Annotated in this window: 22 protein-coding genes; 10 read left to right on the forward strand and 12 right to left on the reverse strand. The window is 63.3% G+C overall.

What is annotated here, in order from left to right:
• Positions 1 to 47 precede the first annotated feature (47 nt).
• From gyrA to dnaA, 7 genes are all read right to left on the reverse strand, one after another.
• The gene (gyrA, locus tag H290_RS0110760; protein ID WP_020106806.1) at positions 48 to 2,558 is read right to left on the reverse strand and encodes a DNA gyrase subunit A; all 2,511 of its coding nucleotides are present in this window, start codon (positions 2,556 to 2,558) and stop codon (positions 48 to 50) included.
• A gap of 47 nt (positions 2,559 to 2,605) precedes the next feature.
• Positions 2,606 to 4,642: a DNA topoisomerase (ATP-hydrolyzing) subunit B gene (gyrB, locus tag H290_RS0110765; RefSeq protein WP_051121961.1), complete on the reverse strand. Its 2,037-nt coding sequence runs from the start codon at positions 4,640 to 4,642 to the stop codon at positions 2,606 to 2,608.
• A gap of 406 nt (positions 4,643 to 5,048) precedes the next feature.
• Entirely contained in the window at positions 5,049 to 5,645 is a 597-nt protein-coding gene (locus H290_RS0110770) for a DUF721 family protein (RefSeq protein ID WP_020106808.1), read from the reverse strand.
• The gene (recF, locus tag H290_RS0110775) at positions 5,642 to 6,817 is read right to left on the reverse strand and encodes a DNA replication/repair protein RecF (RefSeq protein WP_020106809.1); all 1,176 of its coding nucleotides are present in this window, start codon (positions 6,815 to 6,817) and stop codon (positions 5,642 to 5,644) included. Before recF ends, H290_RS0110770 begins: the two co-directional genes overlap by 4 nt.
• Positions 6,818 to 6,836: 19 nt before the next feature.
• Entirely contained in the window at positions 6,837 to 7,730 is an 894-nt protein-coding gene (gene gnd / locus H290_RS0110780; RefSeq protein ID WP_020106810.1) for a phosphogluconate dehydrogenase (NAD(+)-dependent, decarboxylating), read from the reverse strand.
• Between the two features lie 173 nt (positions 7,731 to 7,903).
• A complete protein-coding gene (dnaN, locus tag H290_RS0110785) occupies positions 7,904 to 9,073 on the reverse strand; it encodes a DNA polymerase III subunit beta (protein WP_020106811.1) in 1,170 nt (389 codons plus the stop codon).
• 608 nt (positions 9,074 to 9,681) lie between these two features.
• A complete protein-coding gene (gene dnaA / locus H290_RS0110790) occupies positions 9,682 to 11,304 on the reverse strand; it encodes a chromosomal replication initiator protein DnaA (protein ID WP_020106812.1) in 1,623 nt (540 codons plus the stop codon).
• 443 nt (positions 11,305 to 11,747) lie between these two features.
• On the opposite strand from dnaA, the gene rpmH reads away from it, so the two are divergent.
• The 9 genes from rpmH to H290_RS28330 all read left to right on the forward strand — a co-directional run bounded on the left by rpmH (position 11,748) and on the right by H290_RS28330 (position 18,425).
• A complete protein-coding gene (gene rpmH / locus H290_RS30640) occupies positions 11,748 to 11,891 on the forward strand; it encodes a 50S ribosomal protein L34 (protein WP_081631551.1) in 144 nt (47 codons plus the stop codon).
• A 41-nt stretch (positions 11,892 to 11,932) separates the two neighbouring features.
• Positions 11,933 to 12,301, forward strand: a complete 369-nt coding sequence (gene rnpA, locus H290_RS0110795) for a ribonuclease P protein component (RefSeq protein WP_028463039.1) — start codon at positions 11,933 to 11,935, stop codon at positions 12,299 to 12,301.
• Positions 12,301 to 12,669: a membrane protein insertion efficiency factor YidD gene (gene yidD / locus H290_RS28325; RefSeq protein ID WP_020106814.1), complete on the forward strand. Its 369-nt coding sequence runs from the start codon at positions 12,301 to 12,303 to the stop codon at positions 12,667 to 12,669. Before rnpA ends, yidD begins: the two co-directional genes overlap by 1 nt.
• 4 nt (positions 12,670 to 12,673) lie before the next feature.
• Positions 12,674 to 13,879, forward strand: a complete 1,206-nt coding sequence (gene yidC, locus H290_RS0110805) for a membrane protein insertase YidC (RefSeq protein WP_020106815.1) — start codon at positions 12,674 to 12,676, stop codon at positions 13,877 to 13,879.
• A gap of 48 nt (positions 13,880 to 13,927) precedes the next feature.
• Positions 13,928 to 14,506 carry a protein jag gene (locus H290_RS0110810; RefSeq protein ID WP_020106816.1) on the forward strand — a complete coding sequence of 193 codons (579 nt, stop codon included), beginning with the start codon at positions 13,928 to 13,930 and terminating at the stop codon, positions 14,504 to 14,506.
• 122 nt (positions 14,507 to 14,628) lie between these two features.
• On the forward strand, positions 14,629 to 15,321 hold the full coding sequence (gene rsmG / locus H290_RS0110815) for a 16S rRNA (guanine(527)-N(7))-methyltransferase RsmG (protein WP_028463040.1): 693 nt from the start codon (positions 14,629 to 14,631) through the stop codon (positions 15,319 to 15,321).
• Positions 15,322 to 15,332: 11 nt separating this feature from the next.
• Positions 15,333 to 16,325, forward strand: coding sequence for a ParA family protein (locus tag H290_RS0110820; protein WP_051121951.1), 993 nt, complete (start codon positions 15,333 to 15,335; stop codon positions 16,323 to 16,325).
• Complete coding sequence (locus H290_RS0110825) at positions 16,322 to 17,485, forward strand: ParB/RepB/Spo0J family partition protein (protein WP_020106819.1); 1,164 nt, start codon at positions 16,322 to 16,324, stop codon at positions 17,483 to 17,485. The genes H290_RS0110820 and H290_RS0110825 overlap by 4 nt, the downstream gene beginning before the upstream one ends.
• Before the next feature lie 220 nt (positions 17,486 to 17,705).
• Positions 17,706 to 18,425: a hypothetical protein gene (locus H290_RS28330; RefSeq protein WP_036518653.1), complete on the forward strand. Its 720-nt coding sequence runs from the start codon at positions 17,706 to 17,708 to the stop codon at positions 18,423 to 18,425.
• Positions 18,426 to 18,471: 46 nt separating this feature from the next.
• Here the strand turns inward: H290_RS28330 and H290_RS0110835 are convergent, their stop codons facing one another.
• From H290_RS0110835 to trxB, 3 genes are all read right to left on the reverse strand, one after another.
• On the reverse strand, positions 18,472 to 19,656 hold the full coding sequence (locus H290_RS0110835; RefSeq protein WP_020106821.1) for an N-acetylmuramoyl-L-alanine amidase: 1,185 nt from the start codon (positions 19,654 to 19,656) through the stop codon (positions 18,472 to 18,474).
• Positions 19,657 to 19,826: 170 nt separating this feature from the next.
• On the reverse strand, positions 19,827 to 20,159 hold the full coding sequence (gene trxA / locus H290_RS0110840; protein WP_028463041.1) for a thioredoxin: 333 nt from the start codon (positions 20,157 to 20,159) through the stop codon (positions 19,827 to 19,829).
• Between the two features lie 67 nt (positions 20,160 to 20,226).
• On the reverse strand, positions 20,227 to 21,243 hold the full coding sequence (trxB, locus tag H290_RS0110845) for a thioredoxin-disulfide reductase (RefSeq protein WP_020106823.1): 1,017 nt from the start codon (positions 21,241 to 21,243) through the stop codon (positions 20,227 to 20,229).
• A 125-nt stretch (positions 21,244 to 21,368) separates the two neighbouring features.
• On the opposite strand from trxB, the gene H290_RS30645 reads away from it, so the two are divergent.
• Positions 21,369 to 22,274 (forward strand): phosphatase PAP2 family protein, encoded by a 906-nt coding sequence (locus tag H290_RS30645; RefSeq protein WP_196809532.1) that lies wholly within the window; start codon positions 21,369 to 21,371, stop codon positions 22,272 to 22,274.
• Between the two features lie 723 nt (positions 22,275 to 22,997).
• Here H290_RS30645 and H290_RS0110860 read toward each other — a convergent pair.
• Together H290_RS0110860 and H290_RS0110865 are read right to left on the reverse strand one after the other, a co-directional pair.
• Positions 22,998 to 23,561: a mismatch-specific DNA-glycosylase gene (locus tag H290_RS0110860; RefSeq protein ID WP_020106826.1), complete on the reverse strand. Its 564-nt coding sequence runs from the start codon at positions 23,559 to 23,561 to the stop codon at positions 22,998 to 23,000.
• Positions 23,562 to 23,565: 4 nt separating this feature from the next.
• Positions 23,566 to 25,071, reverse strand: coding sequence for an MFS transporter (locus H290_RS0110865; RefSeq protein WP_020106827.1), 1,506 nt, complete (start codon positions 25,069 to 25,071; stop codon positions 23,566 to 23,568).
• Positions 25,072 to 25,167 lie beyond the last annotated feature (96 nt).

The raw sequence follows: 25,167 nt of genomic DNA on the forward strand, positions 1-25,167 counted from the left end.
GGAGCACTTCGCCTGCTCCGACCATTCGGTGCTACTTCTCTCCCGGCCTAGTTCTTGCCGGCAGGCCCGGTCGGCTGCTCGATCGGTTCTTCCGGTTCGTCAGCGTTACGGGCAATAGCCAAGAGCGTAGTTCCTTCGCCCAGGTTCATCAGGCGGACGCCCTTGGTTTGGCGCCCAGCCTTCCGAACCGACTTCGCCGCTGTCCTGATCACACCGGCACCCGACGTGATCGCGTAGAGCTCGCTGTCGTCGTCGACGATCAATGCGCCGACCAGGGCACCGCGACGTTTGTCGTACTGGATGGTCAACACACCCTTGCCGCCGCGACCCTGCACCGGGTAGTCGTCCATCGCGGTGCGCTTCGCGTAGCCACCGGAGGTCGCCACCAGCAGATATGTGCCTTCACGGACCACATTCAGCGACAACAACTGGTCTTCGTCGTTGAAGCGCATCCCCTGGACACCCGAGGTCTGCCGACCCATCGGGCGCAGTGCGTCGTCGGTCGCGGAGAACCTGATCGACTGACCCTTGGTGGACACCAGGAGCAGGTCATCGTCGGCGCTGCACAGCTGTGCACCGACCAGTTCGTCCTCGCCGCGCAGGTTGATCGCGAAGATGCCACCGGAACGGTTGGAGTCGAAGTCGACCAGACGCGACTTCTTGACCAGTCCGTTGACGGTCGCCAGCACCAGGTACGGCGCGTCCTCGTAGCTCTTGATCTGGATGACCTGAGCGATGCGCTCCTCCGGCTGGAAGGCCAGGAGGTTGGCGACGTGCTGTCCGCGCGCGGTCCGGTTGGCCTCGGGCAGTTCGTACGCCTTCGCCCGGTACACCCGGCCCTTGGTGGTGAAGAACAGGATCCAGTCGTGCGTGGAACACACGAAGAAGTGCCGCACGATGTCGTCCTGCTTGAGGCCCGCACCCTGCACGCCCTTGCCGCCGCGCTTCTGGCTGCGGTACAGGTCGGTCTTGGTGCGCTTGGCGTAGCCGGTCTCGGTGATCGTGACGACCACGTCTTCGCGGGCAATCAGGTCCTCGTCGGAGACATCTCCGTCTGCCGCGATGATCCTGGTGCGGCGATCGTCGCTGAACTTGTCGACGATCTCGCGCAGTTCGTCCCGCACGATCGCGCGCTGACGTTCCGGCTTGGCCAGGATGTCCTGCAGGTCGGCGATATACGCCTCGATCTCGTCGAGTTCGTCGATGATCTTCTGACGCTCGAGGGCGGCGAGGCGGCGCAGCTGCATCGCCAGGATCGCGTCGGCCTGGATCTCGTCGACGTCGAGCAGGTCCATCAACCCGGTGCGAGCCAGATCGACGGTCTCCGACCGGCGGATCAAGGCGATCACTTCATCAAGGGCGTCAAGGGCTTTGACGAGACCGCGCAGGATATGGGCCCGCTCTTCGGCTTTCCGCAACCGGTAGCGGGTTCGCCGGATGATGACCTCGATCTGGTGCGCCACGTAGTACCGGATCATCTGGTCGAGCCGCAGGGTGCGCGGCACACCGTCGACGATCGAGAGCATGTTGACGCCGAAGCTGGTCTGCAGCTGGCTGTGCTTGTAGAGGTTGTTCAGCACGACCTTGGCCACCGCGTCACGACGCAGGGTGACCACGATGCGCATACCCACACGATCCGAGGACTCGTCGTCAATACGACTGATGCCCTTGAGTTTTCCTTCGTTCACCTGTTCGGCGATCGACAGGATCATGTTGTCCGGGTTCACCTGGTACGGCAGTTCGGTGATGACCAGGGTGGTGGTGCCCTTGTTCTCTTCGATGTCGACCACACCGCGCATCCGGACACTGCCGCGGCCGGTGGTGTAGGCATCCCGGATACCTTGTCCACCGACGATGAGACCGTAGGTCGGGAAGTCGGGTCCCTTGACGAACTCCATGCAGGCCGCCAGCGTGCTCTCTTCGTCGGCCTCGTAGTTGTCGAGGGCCCAGAAGATCGCGTCGGAGACCTCACCCAGGTTGTGCGGCGGCATGTTGGTCGCCATACCGACCGCGATACCGCTGGAACCATTGATCAGCAGGTTGGGGACACGAGCCGGCAGGACCGTCGGTTCCTGGGTCTTGCCGTCGTAGTTCGGAGTGAAATCGACTGTCTCCTCGTCGATGTCACGCAGCATCTCCATCGCCAGCGGCGTCAGACGGGCTTCGGTGTAACGCATGGCGGCCGCGCCGTCATTACCGCGAGATCCGAAGTTGCCCTGGCCGTCGACCAGCGGGTAACGCATCGACCACGGCTGCGCCAGACGCACGAGGGCGTCGTAGATCGCGGTGTCGCCGTGCGGGTGGTAGTTACCCATCGTCTCGGCGACCGGCTTGGCCGACTTCACGTAGCTGCGGTCGGGCCGGAATCCGGCGTCGTTCATCGCATAGAGCAACCGGCGGTGGACGGGCTTGAGGCCGTCGCGGACCTCGGGCAGGGCGCGGCCCACGATGACGCTCATCGCGTAATCGATGTAGCTGCGCTGCATCTCCTGCTGGATGTCTACCGGTTCGATGCGGTCGCCTTCGCCACTGTCGGGCGGCAAGGTGGTGTCGGTCATCGTTTCACTTTCGTTGTATCAGGTTGGGGTGAGGTTGCCGTCTGACGTCAGACGTCCAGGAAGCGAACGTCTTTCGCGTTGCGCGCGATGAAGCTGCGGCGCGCCACCACGTCCTCACCCATCAACACACTGAACAGCTCATCAGCGGCGGCGGCATCGTCGAGTGTCACTTGACGAAGAACACGGACCGAGGGGTCCATCGTGGTCTCCCACAGTTCCTTGGCGTTCATCTCACCAAGACCCTTGTAACGCTGGATACCGTCGTCCTTGTTGATCTTCTTGCCACTCTCGGCACCGGCCTTGAGCAGTCCGTCGCGCTCACGGTCGGAGTAGGCGAACTCCGGCGCGGCACCCTTCTGCCACTTGAGCTTGTACAGCGGCGGCTGCGCCAGGTACACGTGACCGTGCTCGACGAGCGGCCGCATGAAGCGGAACAGCAGTGTCATCAGCAGGGTCGAAATGTGTTGTCCGTCAACGTCGGCGTCGGCCATCAACACGATCTTGTGGTACCGCAGTTTCGCGATGTCGAACTCGTCGTGGATACCGGTACCGAACGCCGTGATGATCGACTGGACCTCGGTGTTCTTGAGAACACGGTCGATCCGGGCCTTCTCGACGTTGATGATCTTTCCGCGGATCGGCAGGATCGCCTGGTACATCGAGTCGCGACCGGACTTGGCACTACCGCCGGCCGAGTCGCCCTCCACGATGTAGACCTCACACTTGCTCGGATCCTTGCTACGGCAGTCGGCGAGCTTGCCGGGCAGACCGCCGATGTCGGTGGCGCTCTTGCGGCGCACCAACTCCCGGGCTTTGCGGGCCGCGAGGCGGGCCTGCGCAGAATCGAGCGCCTTCTTGATGATGATCTTGGCCTCGGCCGGATTCGCCTCGAACCAGTGCGAGAGGTGTTCGTTGCTCACCTTCTGCACAAAGCTCTTGACCTCGGTGTTACCGAGTTTGGTCTTGGTCTGACCCTCGAACTGGGGATCGGTGACCTTCACCGAGATGACGGCGGCCAAACCCTCGCGGATGTCGTCACCCGTCAGCTTGCCGTCTTTCTCTTTCACCAGCTTCTTGTCCAGCGCATAGCGATTGACCGTGGTGGTCAGTGCGGCGCGGAAACCCTCTTCGTGGGTGCCACCCTCATGGGTGTTGATGGTGTTGGCGAACGTGTGCACCGATTCGGCGTAGCCACCGTTCCACTGCATCGCAACCTCGAGCTCGTGGCCGGTGCCCTTGGCGGTGAAGCCGACGATCGAGGTGTGGATCGGCTGCTTGGTCCGATTCAGGTGGGCCACAAAGTCTTCGAGACCGCCGGGGTAGTGATACGTCCGGGTGCGGCTCTTGCCCCTGTGAACCTCGGGCTTCGCCGTCTCGCCATCGACGGCCGAATCACCCAATTCGGTGTTGTCGGCCTCGGCGGCGAGTTCGTCTTCGGACTTGGGGGCCTCGGCATGCTCGAGGGCCTCGCCGTCGCCGGCCTCGATGGACTTCGGGCGCTCATCGGTCAGGGTGATGGTCAGGCCCTTGTTGAGGAAGGCCATCTCCTGCAGACGCCGCGCGATGGTTTCGAAACTGTAGGTGGTGGTCTCGAAGATCGAGTCATCGGCCCAGTACCGGACCAGGGTGCCGGTCTTCTTTGTCGGCGCACCCCTTTTGAGCTCACCCGGAACCGCGTTGGTGTAGGTCTGCTCCCACGAGTAGCCCGCGTGGTCGATTTCGAGCTCCACTGTCTTGGACAGGGCGTTGACCACGGAGATGCCCACGCCGTGCAATCCGCCGGACACCGCATAGGAATCGGAGTCGAACTTGCCGCCGGCGTGCAGCTGGGTCATGACGACCTCGACGGTCGGAATACCCGTCTTGTGCATTCCGGTCGGAATACCGCGGCCGTCGTCGACCACCTGGACGGCGCCGTCGGCGCGCAGCGTGACATCGACGCGGGTGGCATGTCCGGCCATCGCCTCGTCGACCGAGTTGTCGACAACTTCCCAGATCAGGTGGTGGAGACCGCGTTCACCGGTGGAGCCGATATACATACCGGGCCGTTTCCGGACCGCCTCGAGACCCTCGAGGATGCTGATCGAGTCTGCACCGTATTCGCTGTTCCCCTTCTTCTTTGCCGGGGCTTTCTTCGCCGGTACCGGGGTCTGGGCCGGTTCCGGGGCTGCCGGTTGCTGGGGTTCGGTGCTGTCGGCCACGAGTGCGTCCGCTCCTTACATCGCCAATGAATAGCACCACGCAGCACGCACCCGGCAGTCACAATCTCTGCCTGTTCCGGGGGTCCTCCACGCGGCGGTCTGCCCCGGTTCGGGGCAACTCTCTACATACTACTGGGTAAGGCGACAAGGAATAGCCCTGCCGCACCCCTGAGAAGTCCACTGACGGATTTTTTCGACAGAAACCTAGTCGGACCGACAACTCCAGCGTCCGGTGTTCGTTGCGGTGGGTTTCTCGTCCATTCGCCGAGACCCGGCAGCCCGGCCGGGCCTAGCCGTAGGTGTCGCGGGGCCCACGGCCCCGGACGTGACGCTCGCCCTTACGCCAGGACGGACCCGACGGACCCGTGATCCGCAGGCTCGTCACCACATTGTCGCCGGCCACCGCAGCGATCTTCGCGATGATCTGCGACTGGATCAATCGCAGTTGGGTCGCCCACGCCGTGGACTCGGCCGTGACATGTAAAACTCTGTCTTGCAATGCTTTTGGTTGGGCATGGGCGGATATTTCCTCGCCGACGATGCGATCCCAGGCCCCGAATACGGTGCCTTCACTGATCTTGGCGCTCCAGCCGCGACGTCCGGCCAGGCCGCCCACCAGGCGACCGAACGGTTGCGGGTCGTACTGATCGGGCCCGGCACCGGTCCAGCCCCGGCGGACGACTTTGCGAGAACCCGCCGGCCGTGCAGCCGGTGATGCCCGCCCCTGACCCACCGATTTTCCCGCCGCCCGAGCCGCTGCCCGGGCTTCTTCGAGCGCCTTACGGGCCATGTCATAGCCGCTCGACGACGAAGTTTTGTTGCCGGAATCCCCGCTCTGGGGCGTGTCGGCATCGCCTGTCGGCCGATCAGGATCGCTCTCGGTCATCCCTGCACCACCAACTCCGACGTCCGGACACCTTCGGTTTCGATGATATTGACCGCCACCGTGCGACCACCGATCTGTGCCGGGATGTCGTCGGCCACCGCAGCGGTGATCAGTACCTGTTCGGCACCGGCGGCCACCTCCGCCAATTTCTCGCGGCGCAACACGTCGAGTTCAGCAAACACATCGTCGAGCATCAGGACCGGTTCCACCCCGTCGGCACGTGCGAGTTCCACCGACCCCAGCCGCAGCGACAACGCCATCGACCACGATTCTCCGTGACTGGCAAAACCCTTCGCCGGCTCGTTGCCCAGCATCAGCTCGATGTCGTCGCGGTGCGGCCCGACGAGGCAGACACCGCGTTCGATCTCCTTCTTGCGCAACACCGACAGATCGTTGAGCATCAACGCCTCGATGTATTCGACATCGGCCTTCTCACCCTCGGCCGGGATGACGTTCTCCGAGACCGATGAACGGTAGTGCAGTGACGCCGGCCTCGAATGCGGTGCGATGGTCGAATATGCCTGTCGGACATGGGGTTCGAGCTCGGATACGAGATCTATCCGGGCGGCGGTGACCTGCGCGCCGTAGTCGGCGAGCTGCGCATCCCAGACATCGAGGGTGCCGATCACCGAGTCGGCATCACTGCCGCCGCGACGCAGCGCCGCCGAGGCCGTCTTGAGAAGTGCGGCCCGCTGCCGCAGCACGCGGTCGTAATCGGCCTTGGCCGCCGCCCAGCGGGGACCGCGGCCGGCGGTCAGTTCGTCGACAAATCGCCGCCGCTCCCCCGGGTCGCCGCGGACCAACGACAGATCTTCCGGCGCGAACATCACTGTCCGCAGGATCCCCAGGATGTCCCGCGGCCGCCGGCGCGGTGCACCGTTGATCGCGACCTTGTTCGCCTTGGACGCCGAGATCAGCACATCGACGGTGAGTTCGCGACCGTCGTTTTCGACGGTCGCCGACAGCCTCGCCTGCTCGGCACCCGACCTGATCAGGGGTTGATCCGTGCTGACCCGATGCGATCGCAAGCCCGACAGGTAGTACAGCGCTTCGAGCAGATTTGTCTTGCCGAACCCGTTCCGCCCGACAAAAAGCGTTGTGCCTGTTGTCAATTCGATCGACACCTGCTCCCAGGAACGGAAATCATGCAAGGTCAGGTTGCGGACATACACCTGGTCGGATCACTCCCGATCATTCGGTCGACTTCGGTACCACCGAGTGCCCACCGAACTGCTGCCGCAGCGCGGACACGGCCTTGAGTGTCGGCGAGCCACCCTCCTGGCGTGAGGCGAAGCGGGCGAACAGTGCCGCAGAAATGACGTTTGCCGGCACCGAATGCCTGATAGCTTCTTCGACGGTCCAACGCCCTTCGCCGGAATCTGTTGTGTAATCAGAGATTTCGGCGAGACCCGGATCTTCCTGGAGAGCCTTCACCAGCAACTCGAGAAGCCAGGAGCGAACCACGGTTCCGTTGGTCCACGCACGGAGGGTGCCGGTGACATCTTCGATGAGTGGTTCGGCGTCGAGGATCTCGTAGCCCTCGCCGTAGGCGTGCATCAGTCCGTATTCGATGCCGTTGTGGACCATCTTGGCGTAGTGACCGGCACCGACCTGGCCGGCGTGGACAAATCCGTCGGCCCGTTCGCCGGGTGGGCGCAACGCATCGAAGATGGGCATCGCACGCTCGACATCTTCCTTCGCGCCGCCGCACATCAGTCCGTAGCCGTTTTCCAGGCCCCAGACACCACCCGATACACCGCAGTCGATGTACTTGATTCCCTTGGCTGCCAACAGTTCTGCGTTGATGGCATCGTCGGTGTACTTGGAGTTGCCGCCGTCGATGACGAGATCTCCGGCAGACAGGGTGTCGGCGAGCGTGCGGACCGTCGAACGTGTCGGTTCACCCGATGGCACCATCACCCAGACGATCCTGGGCGCATCGAGTGCACCGGCGAGTTCGGTGAGCGAGGCCACGTCGGTGACTTCCGGTCGCGGATCGAAGCCCACGACTTCGATGCCGGCGTTCTTGATGCGGGTGCGCATGAAGCCACCCATCTTTCCCAGTCCCACCAAACCCATCTGCATGATCGCCCTATCCTCTGCCTGTCGGTGCTCGTGAAATTTTCTCGGCTCGCGGACCATCTCGGTCGGATCGACGCTCGTCGTCTCACCGGATTCTGCGCGCCTCCATCATTCTGATCCAGCCCGGAGAAGTACGCGCAGCTTCGGCGTCGGGTGTACCTACATCGGCGATCGGATCAGCCCGGCAGGCGGACCGGCATCAGCAGATAGGTGTATTCGCTGTTCGGCGCGGCGTAGGCACCGTTGCCGTCCGGGGTCGGCTCGGTCTCGTTGCCCGGACGCAGGACCGCGGGCCGCGCCGGCGTGGTGAAACCGAAGTCGACCGACGTCGAATGCAGCGAGGTCAACCCGTCCAGCAGGTACTGGGGGTTGAACGCGATGGTGAGGGGTTCGCCGTAGTACTTCACATCGACCTGCTCTTCGGCGCGGCCGGCATCATCGCCGCCGGCGGTCAGGAGCACCGAATCCTCACCGAACTCCAGCCGCACCTGGGCGCCGCGTTCGGCGACCAGTGCCACACGCTTGATGGCTTCGGTCAACGGTGCGATCTCGATGGATGCGACCGACGTGTGGGTCGCGGGCAGCAGCTGCCGGAACTTCGGGAACTCCGCATCGAGCAGACGCGTGGTGGTGCGACGGCCGGAACCGACGATGCCCAGGAGTCCATCCGCACCGATGCTGCCGCCGGAGCCGAAGGCCAATGCGACGGCCGAGTTCCCGTCGGCACCAGCGGTCTTTGCGGCTTCGGACAACGTCTTGGCCGGGACGAGCACCGCAGAGGTGGTGTCCTGCGCCTCAGGAGTCCAGCTGAGCTCGCGAACTGCCAACCGGAAGCGGTCGGTGGCCGCCAGGACCACGGTGGTGCCGTCGATCTCGAGCCGGATTCCGGTGAGCATCGGCAGGGTGTCGTCGCGGCCGGCTGCGATCGCAACCTGCGTGATGGCCTCGGAGAACACGTCGGCCGGGATCGAACCGGTGTTGTCGGGTACGTCCGGCAACTGGGGGTAGTCCTCGACCGGCATCGTGGGCAGTGAGAACTTCGCGCTGCCACAGACGATGGCAACCCGGGTGCCGTCGAGTTGTACGTCTACCGGTTTGGCGGGCAGGGCCCGGGTGATGTCGGCGAGCAATTTGCCCGAGACCAGGACCTGACCCTCATCGGCAACTTCTGCTGCCACGTTGACCTGAGCTGATACTTCGAAATCGAATCCCGATACCGACAGGCCGGCGTCGGTCACCGTCAGCAGGACGCCGCCGAGTACCGGAACCGGCGGTCGGCTGGGCAGGCTGCGCGCAACCCACGCGACCGAATCTGCAAACTCGTCACGAGTCACCCGAAACTTCATAGTCTCCAGCTTGCCCTTCTTGATTGAACTTCCCGATGCGCAACAGGTTGCCTGCGGTCGCAGAACATCCGGCGAGCGCAGGCGTCAGGGTCTCCACTCTAAAGCGGATCACAAGTATTCGGTGCCGATGGGGGTGGTCAGTGAGATCGAACGATTGATCGCCGGGAGGGCATGTGGACCAACGTTGTGCACACCCCTTCTTTTAAAGAGATTTGTTGATAGAGAAATTCTTAGTAGTAGTAGGCGCTGTGAATTTGTGGACAGGTACCAAATTTGCCAGGTTGGGGCGGCTGACGGGTTGGTAGCGGATTCTTGATGATTCGGTGACCAACGTGACGGGCATGTGAACAGTCCTTGGAGTTTGCGCGAAGGTCCACTGTTTATCCACAGAAAATGGAAGTTATCCACGGAGTTGTACACAGGCTGAGGACGAGTCGTCAGTCGCGATTGGTGTGACCAACGGCTCCGCAAAGACTCGAGTACAGGTCGAGGTTGGGACAATCTGATGGGCTCAAGAGGCCCCTCGGAGAGGCCTGAGTTCCGGGATATGACGCAGCAACGGGCGACCTGATCGGCCGCCCGCTGGGGGTTTGTGAGGGGTGCTGCGTTCAGCGACGTGAGCGCTGTTTGATCCGTGCGGTCAGTTCCTGCACCTGGTCGTACACCCGGCGACGTTCGGCCATTTCCTTACGGATCTTCTTGTCGGCGTACATGACCGTGGTGTGGTCCCGATCGAACGTCTCACCGATCTTCGGCAACGACAGGTCCGTGAGCTCCCGGCACAGGTACATGGCGATCTGACGGGCCTGGGCGATGGACCGGGTCTTGCCGGGACCGCGAAGCTCTTCGATGCTGATGTCGAAGTACTCGGCATTGACGGCGAGGATGGTCGCTGCGGTGATCTCCAGGCTCGCGGAATCGGGCAGCAGGGCCTGCAGCACGACATCGGCCAGACTCGTGTCGAGTTCCGAGTGATTCAGGGATGCGAAGGCCGTCACGCGGATGAGTGCACCCTCGAGTTCGCGGATGTTCCGTTCGATCTTCGAGGCGATCAGCTCGAGCACGTCGTCGGGCACCCGGATCTGATCCATCTGCGCTTTCTTGCGCAAGATGGCGATCCGGGTCTCGAGCTCGGGCGGCTGAACATCGGTGATCAGACCCCACTCGAAGCGGGTCCGAAGTCGGTCCTCGAGTGTCGCGAGTTGTTTCGGGGGGCGATCCGAGGAGACAACGATCTGCTTGTTCGCGTTGTGCAGGGTGTTGAAGGTGTGGAAGAACTCTTCCTGGATACCTTCTTTGCCCTCCAGGAACTGGATGTCGTCGACGAGGAGTACGTCCATGTCGCGGTACCGGCGCTTGAACGCGACCCGGCGGTCATCACGAAGAGAGTTGATGAAGTCGTTGGTGAACTCTTCGGTCGAGACGTACTTCACCCGCATGCCCGGAAAGAGACGTTGAGCGTAGTGGCCGGCGGCATGGAGGAGGTGGGTCTTGCCCAGCCCCGATTCACCCCAGATGAAGAGCGGGTTGTAGGCACGTGCCGGAGCTTCGGCGATTGCGACGGCGGCGGCATGAGCGAAGCGGTTCGAGGCACCGATGACAAAGGTGTCGAACGTGTACTTCGAGTTGAGGCTCGAGTCGCCGCTGGATTCGGACTTCGACGAGGAATCCGCGGAGAAATAACCGGACCACTCCGCGGCACCGGTACGACCGAGATCGCGATCGCGGGAGGCAAACGTTTCGGGAGGTAGCGGCGGTGCCGAACTGAGGTACCGGCCGTCACCCTCGTCGGGGCGTCCGGCACCGACCGGATCCGGTGGAATCGGACCGGCACCGACGTGGCCCGGATCGACCGGAGGTAGTCCGGCCGGGGTCTGCCCGTTGTCGGAGCGCTCGGATTTTGCCGGCGTGGCCGAATAGGGATCGAAGAGTGTGTCGGCGGCAGCGATCGGATCGATCCGGACGCCGAGGTCCACCGAATAGCCCAGATGCCGGCTCAGAGCAGTGACGATCGGTTCACGCAGTCCGCGTTCGATCTGTTCTTGCACGCGCTGGGTGGGAACGGTCAGAAGTGCAAAACCCTCGGCCAGAGTCAGTGGACGGACGAGGGAGAGCCAGGCCTTCTGCTGCTTCGACAGTGGGAGTCGGTTTCCGGTGCTGTCATCGTTGAGCTCGGATACGACTTTGTTCCAGATCACCGTGAACGAATCGTGATCGGAATCGGCTGGCATGGTCGTCCCTCCTGGTGGGTTCGTCACCGATTGTCCACACCGTTATCCACAGGTGTGGAGCAACTACGAAGACAACAGCGAACCCCAGATGGTGATCGCGATTCCGCCCCGGGTGGATAGCTTGGGTGAAGTTAACAGAGAATGGCTGGGCGTCACAACCGAAAACCACATGCCGCAGGTAAAGGCAAGAATCCGGGCCCCATTGGCGTGTCGATGAACGATATCGCAGGTCGCGGGCGGTTCCGCGCTTTCGAGGCGGTTTGACCCGCCCGCTCCCGGTCAGTAGTCTCGAACGGTCGCCAAACGTCGATTCCGGCTGCGGTGAGCAAACCGGTACAAAGGTTGCTCGCCCGTCCGATGCTTCGAGGTAGCGAACAGACCACCGATTAACAAGCTGGGCTCAACTGTGTAAGACGAGCCCATCACCATGAGGAGATTTGGCCGTGGCCAAGGGCAAGCGGACTTTCCAACCAAACAACCGTCGTCGCGCACGTGTGCATGGCTTCCGGCTGCGTATGCGTACCCGCGCCGGACGCGCGATCGTCAATGCTCGTCGCGGCAAGGGACGCTCGAGCCTGACGGCCTGAGTCGACACGGAACCGCAGCCCGCGTAGCAGGCCGCAGACTCGTGTTGGCTCCGCCGCACCGGATCACCCGGCGATCGGACTTTACCCGCACTCTGAAGAATGGGGTGCGGGTTGGTCGGCGTGATGTGGTCGCGCACGTGTACAGGCCGTCGCACCCGGATTTTGTCACCACCGGCGGACCACGAATCGGATTGATCGTGGGTAAGTCGGTGGGCAATTCCGTGACCCGTCATGCGGTGTCACGCCGGCTGCGTGCGGCCTCGCGGTCGTTGCTGGCCCAGTGCGAACCGAACACGATGGTGGTTCTGCGGGCTCTACCCGGAAGTGCCACCTGTTCGGAACCGGAGTTGGAGCAGCAGCTCATCGGTGCAGTCAGCAAGGCGCAACGCCGCATCGAATCGACGGCGTGATGAGTATGGTTGCGGATGGTCGTCACGCGGTGACGATGTGGCCGCGCCGCGGCGTCATCTTCTTGATCGAGCTGTACCGTGCGTGGGTCTCCCCCATGCGACTACCGACCTGCCGTTTTGAACCGAGCTGCAGTACCTACGCAGTCGAGGCACTGACCGAATTCGGATTCGTCCGGGGTGGTCTGCTGTCCGTCGTGCGACTTGCGAAATGTGGACCCTGGCACAAACCGGGCTACGACCCGATCCCGGAACGCCCTCGGCGGCCCGAAGCCGAGCCCGATGATGATGCGACATCGGGCAACCAACGGGATCTGGACCGATCTTCCTCGGCTGCAAAGTCGAATCGTGTTGTAACAGTGAGGAACTGACGACGTGCTTGATTTCATTTACTGGCCGGTTTCGGCGATCATGTGGGTATGGCACTGGCTGTTCGCCCTGGTCACGCCCGATACCCCGGGTTGGGATGGTGTTGCCTGGGGGCTGTCCGTCGTCTTCCTGGTCTTCACCCTGCGCGCCATCCTGTACAAGCCGTTCGTGAAGCAGATCCGCACCACGCGGAAGATGCAAGAGATCCAGCCGCAGATGCAGGCGATCCGCAAGAAGTACGGCAAAGACCGGGTCAAGATGACCGAGGAGATGCAGAAGCTCCAGAAGGAGCACGGGTTCAATCCCCTGCTCGGCTGCCTCCCGATGCTGGCGCAGATCCCGGTGTTCATCGGTCTGTTCCACGTGTTGCGCTCGTTCAACCGGATGGGTACAGGTTTCGGTCAGCTCGGTATGACGGCCGAAGAGACCCGTAACACCGCCAACTACATCTTCAGCCCCGAGCTCGTCCAGAACTTCCTCGATGCGCGTTTGTTCGGTGTCCCGCTGTCGGCTGCCATCAACCAGCCCGAAACCGAGTGGGTGGCTTTCAGCGCCGACGGCACCATCGACTTCACCCGCGCGAACATCATCATGCTGGTGATCCCACTGGTGATCATCTCCTCGATCGCGACGCATATGAACGCGCGTGCCTCGGTCGCTCGCCAGAGCGAGGCAGCACTGGAGAATCCGCAGACGCGGATCATGAACAAGCTCGCGCTCTACGTCTTCCCTCTGGGCATCCTGGTGTCCGGCGCGTTCTTCCCCGTCGCGATCCTCCTGTACTGGGTCTCGAACAACCTCTGGACCTACGGCCAGCAGCACATCGTGTTCGGACGTATCGCCCAGGAAGAAGAAGACGAGAAGGCTGCCAAGCTGGAGAAGCGTTCACAGAACGCACCCAAGCCCGGCGCCAAGCCTGCCGTGTCCGCCAAGCCGAAGCCCGGTGCCAAGCCGGTCGCCAAGGGCAAGGCTGCCGACACGACCAAAGCAGCGTCCATTGATCTGTCAAAAGGTGAATCAGACGCGGACAGTGATGCGACGACAACGGACGACGCCGTAACGGACGATCAGACCGCGTCCAAGGATTCTCCGGCTCCGGCGAAGACACCGGACAAGACCAGACCCGCCGGCTCCCCCGCTTCGAACAATGCGAAGAAGCCTGCCGGCAGCCGCCCGAGCGGTACCCCACAAAGACGTAAGAGAAGGCGCTGACACGATGCGCGGTCAGTTCCCCGGAAGAGTGCAAAGCGAGGTAGTGCGATGAGTGCAGAGACCAAAGAAGTCGCTGTCGAGGAAGTAACCGAAGATACCGCTGCGGTGGCTGCGGAGGATACGGCTGTCGAGGACTCGGCAGCAGACGAGCCGAAGCTGTCCGATGAGGAGCGTTTGGTAGAGGAAGGCGAGATCGCCGGCGACTACCTGGAGCAGTTGCTCGATGTTCTGGACTTCGACGGAGACATCGATCTTGATGTCGACGGTGACCGTGCGATCGTCAGTATCGATGGTGGTTCGGATCTGGTGAAGCTGGTCGGTAAGAACGGTGAGGTTCTCGATGCCTTGCAGGAGCTGACCCGCCTCGCGGTCCAGCGCACCACGGGCGACCGCAGCCGGCTGATGCTGGACGTCGCGCGGTGGCGTGCCGATCGGCGTGAGCGGTTGGCGAAGCTGGGCTCCGAGGTCGCCGAGCGTGTCCTCGAAAGCGGCGAGCGCGAGACCCTCGACCCGATGTCCCCCTTCGAGCGCAAGATCGTCCACGACGCTGTTGCCGGTGTCGACGGTGTGTACTCCGAGAGCGAAGGCACCGAGCCCAACCGCCGTGTTGTTGTGCTCAAATCCTGATCTCCAGTTTTTGACGTGAATGGGCCCCGGCGTTTTCGCCGGGGCCCATTGCGTTGTCGGTGCATAGTTACATCCATGTAGTTTGCTCGCCCGCGTTCTGGTGCCGGCATCAGAATGTGGTGATGTTTCACGTGAAACGGAGGATTTCGGTGTCTACAGAGTTTGAGGGTCCCGACGGTGAGAAGACGTTGGCAGCCGCGCAAGCGGTGTTCGGGGACCGGTTCGGATTGGCGGAGCGCTACTGGTCGAGTCTGGCGGGGGCCGGAGTCGAGCGCGGCCTCATCGGACCACGGGAAGTTGATCGGCTCTGGATCCGTCACGTGTTGAATTGCGCCGTGATCGGAGACCTCATGCCCGACGGCGAGAATGTCGTTGATGTCGGCAGTGGCGCCGGCCTTCCGGGCCTCGCGGTGGCCATCGCGAAGCCGACGGTGCGGATGACATTGGTCGAACCACTCCTGCGCCGTGCAACATTTCTCGAGGAGGTTGTCGCGGAACTGGAACTCGACGTGCGTGTGGTCCGGGGCCGGGCCGAGGAGAAGGCAGTCAAGAAGATCGTCGGCGGCGCCGATGTCGTCACGTCCCGAGCGGTGGCCCCGCTGGACCGGTTGGCCAAGTGGTGCGTTCCCCTGCTCCGCCCCGGTGGCCGACTCGTCGCGGTCAAGGGATCGTCCGCGGAGGAGGAGATTGCACAGCATCTCGGAACTCTCGGGCGAATCGGGCTGTCCAACGTTCACGTGGAAACCACCGGTGCTGGGATACTCGAGACACCCACAACAGTTGTCGTCGCCACGCGAATTGGTGGTCGTCGGTGACAGAGCGCAGAATGTTCGGTAGGCGTAGCCGAAGGAGCGAAAGCGTGTCCAATGAACCGCATGTTTCACGTGAAACAGTTTCACGTGAAACCACCGGGTATGAGGCCAGACCACAACCCCACTACGACACCCCGATCGCCGCGGCGGCGGAACGTGCCAGCCAGGTGCTGACACCGGGAGGACCGGGTTCCCTCCCCCGACCCCCGCACACACGGATCATCACGATTGCCAACCAGAAGGGTGGCGTTGGCAAGACCACGACGGCCGTCAATCTCGCGGCAGCGTTGGCGGTGCACCAACTCCGGGTTCTGGTGATTGATCTCGATCCCCAGGGAAACGCCAGTACCGCTCTCGGCGTCGATCACCGTTCCGGCATCCCGTCGGTGTACGAGCTGCTCATCGGTGAGGTGGCTTTCGCCGACACGATCGTCCAGAGCACCAGCTACGAGAATCTCTTCTGTGTCCCGGCCACCCTGGATCTTGCCGGTGCCGAGATCGAGCTGGTGTCGATGGTGGCGCGAGAGAATCGTCTCCGGAACGCACTCGATCGCGCGACGCTGGATCAGTACGACTTCGACTTCGTTCTCATCGACTGCCCGCCGTCACTCGGACTGCTGACGATCAACGCGATGGTCGCCGCCCAAGAAGTGCTGATCCCGATCCAGTGCGAGTACTACGCCCTCGAGGGTGTGAGCCAGTTGCTCTCGAATATCAGCCTGGTGCAGGCCCACCTGAACCCGGCGCTGCACGTGTCGACCGTCGTCCTGACGATGTACGACGGACGCACGAAGCTCGCGGATCAAGTCGCTGCGAGCGTCCGGGAGCACTTCGGTGACAGAGTGCTCAACGCGGTCATTCCGCGCAGCGTGAAGGTCTCGGAGGCCCCCGGATACGGCAGCACGATCATCGAGTACGACCCGGGTTCACGTGGAGCAATGAGTTACCTGGACGCCGGACGCGAACTGGCGTTGCGATCTGCACAGGAAGTGGAGGGCCGACGGTGAGTGACGACAAGAACACCTCGAAGGCGCCGGGCGCATCCAGGCCGGCCAAGGCCGCACCGCGCAAAGGCGGTCTCGGACGGGGGCTTGCCGCCCTGATCCCCACCGGTCCCGTTGACGGACCGAGGATGGGTTCGGCTGCCACCGACGTGATGTTCGGCAACGGACGTGCTACGGCAGTTACCCCCGGGAACGTCGCTGACAGTGGAGCCGCCAACGAGCAGGGAGCCGGCAACGGAATCCCCGGCGGTTCCGACTCCGTCAGTTCCGATTCGACCGGTCCCGAAACCGCCAGCGCACCGGTCCCCACGCCCGCATCCATCACGGATCCGGCCGGAATCGACGACGTGGGCGCGGTCTACCAGGAGATCGAACCGGCGCGCATCCAGCCCAATCCGCAGCAGCCGAGAACCGCGTTCGACGAAGAAGCTCTGGCCGAACTCGTCCACTCGATCCGCGAGTTCGGACTCATGCAGCCGATCGTCGTGCGTCGGCTGGCCGAGCCCGAAGACGGCGTCGACTACCAACTCGTCATGGGCGAGCGCCGCTGGCGGGCCGGTCAGGAAGCCGGTCTGGAGAAGATCCCGGCGATCATCCGGGAGACCGCCGACACCGACATGCTGCGCGACGCACTGCTGGAGAACATCCATCGAGTGCAGCTGAATCCGTTGGAAGAGGCGGCCGCCTACCAACAGCTGCTCGAAGAATTCGGTGTCACCCACGATGAACTGGCCACCCGGTTGGGGCGTTCACGCCCGGTGATCACCAACATGATCCGGCTCCTGCGGCTCCCGATTCCGGTCCAGCGACGGGTTGCCGCGGGTGTGCTGTCGGCCGGACATGCGCGCGCACTGCTGTCGCTCGACGCCGGCGCGGATGCGCAAGAAGTCTTGGCCGCGCGGATTGTGGCCGAAGGTATGTCGGTGCGGGCGACCGAAGAAGCCGTCACCTTGGCCAACCGGGATGACGGCAAGACCGCTCCCCCGCCGCAAAAACGGAAACCGATGCAGATGCCCGGCCTTCAAGACGTGGCCGAGCGACTCTCGGACAAGCTCGATACGCGGGTGACCGTGGCGATGGGCAAGCGCAAGGGCAAGATAACGGTCGAATTCGGGTCGGTGGGCGACCTCGAGCGACTGGTGGAGATCATCGCGCAAAAGTAGGAATTTCACCGCGAAATCCCAGGTACGGATGGGTGCGGGTGAAACGTCACTGTGACAACAGTCGGAAAAAGAGGTCGCAATATGGCCCAAAGATGGTTTCACACAACAGAATTGGCGTTCACCCTCGCTCGTCGAGGACGACGTTCCGTCATCGCCTATGCTGAGATGTGTTCTTCGCAGTATTTGGTCCAATGAGGTGTGTTCAGGAGGCGGCGGGTCCGTGTCGGTAACGATAACGCCGCTCACCATGGACGGGTTCGAGTCACTACCCGTACACGGTCGGCGCTGTGTGTTCTGGGAGATGGAACCAAACGTCATTCCCGACACCCTGGGCGGAGAACCGTTCGAGAGCGAGTTCGACAAAGAAGTCTGGGTCTCGATGATGCTGCTCGAGTGGGGCACCTGCGGACAGGTTGCGATGAATCGGAAGACCGGCAAGGTTGTCGGTGCGGCGTTCTACGGCCCCCCGCGCAGCGTCCCCCGTTCCGCGCTCTTCCCCACGTCGCCGGTCTCGGCTGACGCTGTCATCCTGTCATCGATGTGGGTGGACCCCGGTCACGACAATGCGGCGGAGGATCTGGCGCGGGCCGTCATCGTCGACCTCACCCGGCGCGGCGTCCGCGCGATCGAGGCGTTCGGGATCGTCCGATCCGAGCGCGCCGATCTGAGTGAGGAACAGGGCACCGGCGAGATCCAGGGCGACGAGACCATTTGTCCGCACTGCATGATCGACGCGGAGTTCCTCAAGGAATCAGGGTTCGACGTGGTGTCGGCACATCACCGCTTCCCTCGTCTGCGGCTCGAGCTCGACGACGATCTCGGATGGAAGGCCGGCGTCGAGAGTGCCCTCGAGAAGTTGGTCGTGATGGCTGCCATCGACGTGGCCGGTCGCGAACGTACTGCGGTGACCGTAGGACGCCACCAAACGTTCGTGCCCTGACAAGCAAGCCTGTCAGGGCACGAGGGTGAGTCTGGGACCAGCCAGGTCAGGTGTAGCGGGGAATCTGCTCCGACGCGAGTAGTGCGGCAAACGTGTAGGTGCCGGTGGGCTGATCATCCTGTCCGAGTAGGTACAGGCGCTTGACCGCAACGAGTATGGCCTCGGCGATCGTGTCCCGGACCGCGGGATTGCTCAGCTCGGTGGCGTCGTGAAGATTGCTGATGTAGCCGATGTCCAATTGAACCGCGGGCATCCGGCTGCGCCGCAAGATATCCCAGGTGCGCGCGTGCGAACGACAGTCGCGCAGTTCGGTTCTCGCGACGATCTCGCGCTGGATGAAGCCCGAGAGGGAACGTCCGATCATCGACGTCGACCCGTGCGGGGTTCCGAAGTGGAAGCAGGCCACACCGCTGGCGCTGCTGTTCGGGTAGTGAGCACATCGCAGCGCGATGAGTAAGTCGCCGCCAATGGAATTCGCGGTCTCGGCACGTTCTATGTCGGACGGATTTTGATCCTCGGCGCGGGAGAGGAATGTTTCCATTCCGGCCGCGATCATCCGGCCCTCGAGACGGCGTGCGAGATCCCACAGGATTTCGGCTTCGATGGCCGACTCCCGGGGATCGGCGCCGGGGTGGTCACCACCGGAACCGGGATCGATCACAATGCGCTTGCCGGACAGTTGTGGTCCGAGACGGCGGACGTGCTCCTCTTCGCGAATCGCGTGTGGAGAACCTCCGGTGACCCGGGTTCCGAGCAATTCCAGGGAACGCAGGGTTGCCGGCCCGCAGATGCCGTCGGCGCTCAGTCCGAACTCGCTCTGGTAGTTGCACAGTGCGGTGTAGGTGTCGCCGCCGAAATGGCCGTCGACGAGGCCGGTGTAGTACCCGAGATTCTGCAATCGCGACTGCAGCGTCGCGACGTCGTCGCCGTGCATCGGGGCCGACAGTTGGTAGAACAGCACACGTGCACCGAGGCGGAATGACGCCTCGTGGAGCGCACCGAAAGTGGCGGGGCCGACGATGCCGTCGACGAGAAGTCCACGTTGCTGCTGGAAGGCACGAACGGCCTGGTCGGTCTCGGCATCGAAGACGGCTTCGGGCAGTGCCCAGCCGTTGGCATCGACGGCACGACCCAACTGGGGCACCACGTCTGCAAGCAGACCCTGATTTGTCAGGATTGCCCGTATTTCGGCGACAGCGGAACCGTGATCCCCCAACCGGAACAACGGCATCACAGTGGCCTTCCCTCTAGCGAATACGTGGATCTCGATGAGTCGGGACTCCCCCAACTCGCTAGCAAGTGTCTCAGCTATCCCCCGACAGAGCCAATACGGCCAGGCATCAGTACGGGACCTTTGAGGTCACACTACTGATGACTGGCCGCGATTGCCCGAGGGCGATCTTACTTGCCGAGTACCCCGTCGAGCTCGCGCAGCAGGGCAGCCTTGCCCTTGGCGCCGACGATGGTCTTGGTGGGCTTGCCGTCTTCGAAGAGGATCATGGTCGGGATCGACATGATCTGAAAGTCCCTGGCCACGTTGGGGTTCTGGTCAACGTCGAGCTTGGCGACGGTGATCTTTCCGGAGTTCTCGCCGGCGATCTCTTCGAGAACCGGTGCGACCATCTTGCACGGTCCGCACCAGGTGGCCCAGAAGTCGACGAGGACCGGTTTGTCCGCCCCGAGAACCTGTTCCTTGAACGTGGCATCAGTGACGGCCACGGTGTTTGCTCCCATTGTGTTCTCCTTTTCACACGTGCGTTGAGGTCCGTCCATCTGAACGGGTGATGCGGTGGTCGGTGGTTCAGGCCTGTGCCCCGACAGCGTGGGTACCGACAGCGTCGGCCCCGACTGCCTCGGGGACCTCGTGGGTGGAGGAATCGGCCTGGTCGGCGAGCCAGCGCTCGGCGTCGATCGCTGCCGCGCAGCCCGAACCGGCGGCGGTGACGGCCTGCTGGTACGTGTGGTCGACGAGATCGCCGGCCGCGAACACACCGGGCACCGAGGTGTAGGTTGTGCGGCCGTCGACGACGACATATCCGTCGGTGTCGAGATTGACCTGACCCTTGATCAGTTCGCTGCGCGGATCGTGCCCGATCGCGACGAACATGCCGGTGGCGTCGAGCTGGGAGGTCTCACCGGTGACGGTGTCGACCAGCTCGAGGCCGGCGACCGAGGTCTCGCCGAGAACCCGGCCGATCGTGGTGTTTGTGACAAAACGGATCTTGTCGTTGGCCCGGGCCCGTTCCAGCATGATCTTCGACGCGCGGAACTCATCGCGGCGGTGGACCACGGTGACACTGCGCGCGAACTTGGTGAGGAAGGTGGCTTCCTCCATGGCGGAGTCACCGCCACCGATCACGACGATGTCCTGGTCGCGGAAGAAGAAGCCGTCACACGTGGCACAGGCCGAGACGCCGCGGCCGAGCAGTTCCTGCTCACCGGGGACGTCGAGGTAGCGGGCAGCTGCACCCATGGCGAGGATGACGGCCTTGGCACGGTAGGTCTCGCCTCCGGCCTCGACCTCTTTGATCTCACCGGTCAGACGCACGGCGTCGACGTCTTCCATGCGCAGGTCCGCACCGAAGCGAATCGCCTGCTCACGCATCTCTTCCATGAGCTCGGGGCCCTGGATGCCCTTCTGGAAGCCCGGGAAATTCTCGACCTCAGTGGTTGTCATCAGTGCACCGCCGAACTGGGTGCCCTCGAAAACAACCGGTGATAGATCTGCACGCGCCGCGTAAACGGCTGCCGTGTAGCCCGCCGGACCTGATCCGATGATGATCACGTCGTGAACGGTGTCGGTACCTGCTGAGGTCATCGATGCTCTACTTTCCTGACTGGGTGACAGCTTCAATAACGTCAGCCTAAGGGCTTCTGTTCCCGGTTCTCTGTCAACGCACGAGCCTGAGAAGGCTCACAGGTTTCTCCTGCACCATGGAGTGTATGTATCGGCCGTCCCCCTCACGTACGTCGCGCGCACAGTTGTCGCTGTCGTCGCTGTTGTGGGCGGTATCGCTGGTGGCCGCCTTCATCGCCGTCTTTGTGGTGGCAGTACACACCGAGGTCGGTCAAGGTGCCGATCAGCGGGCCTTCTTGTCCCTGCGTGGAACCGGCGCGACCGCGGATCTCCCCCACGTCGTCGGGCTGGGGTCCGTCACCGACCTGAGGCTGTGGCTGGTGTCGGTCGTGGCGATCATCGGATTGGGACTGATGGCGCGTCGGCGGCTGAGTATTCTTGTGCTGCTTGCACTTCCGGTGGTCGGTATCGTGCTCACGCAGTTCTTGCGCGATGAACTGCTGACCCGCCCGGACTTCGATGGGCTGGGCTGGGTGACCAATACATTCCCGAGCGGGCACGCAGTGGCCGCTGCCGGGTGTGTGGCCGCGATCGTTCGGGCTGCGCCGCGCTCTGTCGCGCCGGTCGCGGCAGTTGCCGGGGTCGGGTGGCTGACGCTGGTGTCGCAGGATCTGATGGTCTGGGGATGGCACCGCCCGAGCGACCTCATCGGATCGGTATTACTGGCGGCCGCACTCATGCACCTGGTGCCGCCGTCTCGCGGACGAGGCAGTGTCGAGAATTACAGTCGGTTCCTCGTCGGGGTGGTCACAGCGGTGGTGGCAGCCGTCGGCCCCCTGGTATGGGCCGTGACAACCGGCCACCTGGCCGTGGCGCCGGTGGGTCTGGCCGCCGCTGTGGCCATTGCCTCACTTGTCGCCGATCGTGGTCCGGCTGATGGTCGCGGGGTTGCCCGTGGTGCAGTCGGTGCCGACCACCAGCGCATCGAACGTCCCTATCGTTCCGGTGGACAGCAGAATCACTACGGCAGGGCGACCGGCGTTGTTGATTGAGCCCGATCCCAGAATGGTGGTCGCCGGCGGGATCTGATTGGCCTGCAGACATCGATCCTGGGCCACGGGATCGACAAATGCTCCACCCTCGGTGTTGCCGAGAACGCTCAGTAGCGTGGCGGTGGGCAGATCGCTGTCGGGCAGGACATTGCCGGGCAGGGTGGCGATCGGGCTGGTCCGGGTGGCCATCGGCGTCGATTCCGTGTCGGGAGAATCGCCGGTGAATGCAAACGTGGTGGCCACGGCGATCCCCGCCACCGCGGCGGCTGCTGCCACCGACGACACGACGGCGCCGCGATGACGGGACAACCAGGTGACCTGCTGATCGGTGGTGCTGCCGGGGGCGAGTGTTCGCAGGGTCTGATCGATTCGCTCCTGGGCAAACGGTGGCAGCGGGAGCGATGAGTCGGGTAGTTCGGCCAGTTGCGCGGTGGTGGCCTCGAGCGCCATCCAGATGGCGCCGGCATCGGGATCGGCGAGCACCAGGGGTAACAGCTGCTCCGAGAACTCGTCCGGGTACACACCGGCATGCAGATCAGCGATCACGTCCACGGAATACGGTGGTTCGGGCAACTCACCGGGTGAGTGCACTCGGTCGCCGATTCCGAACATCGTGCGGATCCCTTCCCTCGTCATCTCGATCGCTGGGTCATCAATACCAAGTAGGACGCCCTCGTGGGCCGGTCGGTTCCATCGAGATCGGAGAATCTGTGGAGATTGTTCTCAGACGATGCCCGCGGCCTCTGCGGGCTGCCGATACGCGGCGGCGAGCGAGTCGACCGTGGCATGGGCGTTGAGCCCGCTGGGGTTGGGGACCACCCAGACCGGGACACCCGCAATGGTGCGGTCTTGAAGTCCCACCGCTGCCTTCCGTTCTCCGAATGCCGTCCGATATGCGGTGATTCCGGCAACCGCAATCATCTTCGGCGATACAGCGCGGACGGTCTCTATCAATTCTTCGCCGCCGATCCGCAATTCTTCGGCAGTCAGTTCGTCCGCGCGGGCCGTGGCTCTGCGCACCAGATTGGTGATGCCGATACCGTTGTCTGTCAACAACTTCCGGTCCGCATCGGTGAACCCTGCCGAGGCATCGATCACGCGGTCGACGATTCCGGCGCGCGCCAGCGCCGGATAGAAGCGATTGCCCGGGCGAGCGAAATGCGCACCCGTGGCAGCTGTCCACAACCCCGGATTGATCCCGACGAACAGCAATCGGCAACCCGGACCGACCAGGTCGGGGATGACGGCGTCGCGGTACGACTCGAGTTCTGCGCGCGTGAAACCCATCGCATCAGTAGACCGCAGTCGATGGGGACGCAGCGTCGGCGGGTTGACGGAGCAGGTGGATCGCGGCCAGTGCGGTGAGCACCATGACCACCGCACCCACCAACGACGCGACGGCAACACCGTTCACAAAGGCGGCACGAGCGGCGTCCACCAGGGCGTCGCCCGTGTTCGCCGGCAACCCCCGGGCAATTGCCAGGGCACCACCCAGACTCTCGCGCGCCGAGTCGTCCGAGGCGCCCGAATACTGGAATGTGTTGTGGTACACCATGTTGACGACGCTCCCCAGGATGGCGATGCCGAGCGCGCCACCGAGTTCGGTGGTCGTCTCCAACAGGCCCGCGACGGCACCGGCGCGTTCGGCCGGGGTGACTCCGACGACGTAGTCGTAAACCATGGCACTGGTGGCGACCAGCCCGCCGGCCAGGAACGTTGCACCGACCAGGACGGACACCAGCGAGTCTGTAGTTGTGAATGCGGCCAGGATCACAAATCCGCCGCCGGCCACCAGCAGGCCCCCGACCATCACCGGTGGCCGGCCGATTCGGGAGGCCAGGACCGCGGCCAGTGGCGCGACAAGGGCGATCGCGATCGAGGGAAGCAAACTCCAGACTGCCGCGGACAGTGGTGATCGTCCGAGGACAGACTGCAGATACTGGGTCATCATGATCGCGTTGCCGAGGATGCCGAACATGGCGATGAGGTTGATCCAGATGGTGGTGGAGAACCGGCGATCGGCAAAGAGCGTGAGGTCGACCAAGGGCTCGGCCAGGTGGTGTTGGCGACGGACGAACATCAGGCCGGCCGCTACTCCGAGAACCAGATAGGCGACGTGCGCAGGAGACCAGCCGTCGGCGGCGATCGCCTTGACGCCTTCGATGACGGGCAGGATGGTGATCAGCACCAGAAGCGAACTCAGCGCATCGATACGGCGCTTCCGGTCGCCGGTGTCGCCCGGGAGCAGGATCGGGGCCACGATCACCAAGAGCACCATCACCGGGATGTTGATCAAGAACACAGATCCCCACCAAAAATGTTCCAGCAGAATGCCACTGATGATCGGGCCGACCGCCACTCCCCCGGTCATCACAGCAGTCCAGGTGGCCACGGCCTTGGCCCGCTGGGTCTCGTCGGTGAAGATGTGCCGCACCAATGCCAGCGTCGAGGGCATCAGCGTGGCACCGGAGACGGCGAGGAGCGCCCGGGCCCCGATGAGCATCTCGGCGCTGGTCGCGTAGGCGGCAAGCACTGAGGCGACGCTGAATCCGGCGGCCCCGATGAGCAGCAGGCGGCGATGTCCGATCCGGTCGGCCACAGCGCCCATTGCCAGGAGCAGTCCGGCGAGGACGAATCCGTAGATGTCGAAGATCCACAACTGCTGGGCAGGAGAGGGATCGAGGTCTGCGGAGATGAACGGTACGGCAAAAAACAATACGGAGACGTCCATCGAGACGATGAGCATCGGCAGGCACAGTGCGGCGAGGCTGAACCATGGAGATCGTGTGCTGGGCATGGAAGCACTCCAAACTGTGTATGACACATACTGTATATGGTGCAGACGAATGGTAACCAGTTAACTGTGTATGTGGCAAGCAGTTAGTAGGATTGC

It is taken from the genome of Nocardia sp. 348MFTsu5.1, from assembly GCF_000383535.1.
Lineage (GTDB): Bacteria > Actinomycetota > Actinomycetes > Mycobacteriales > Mycobacteriaceae > Williamsia > Williamsia faeni.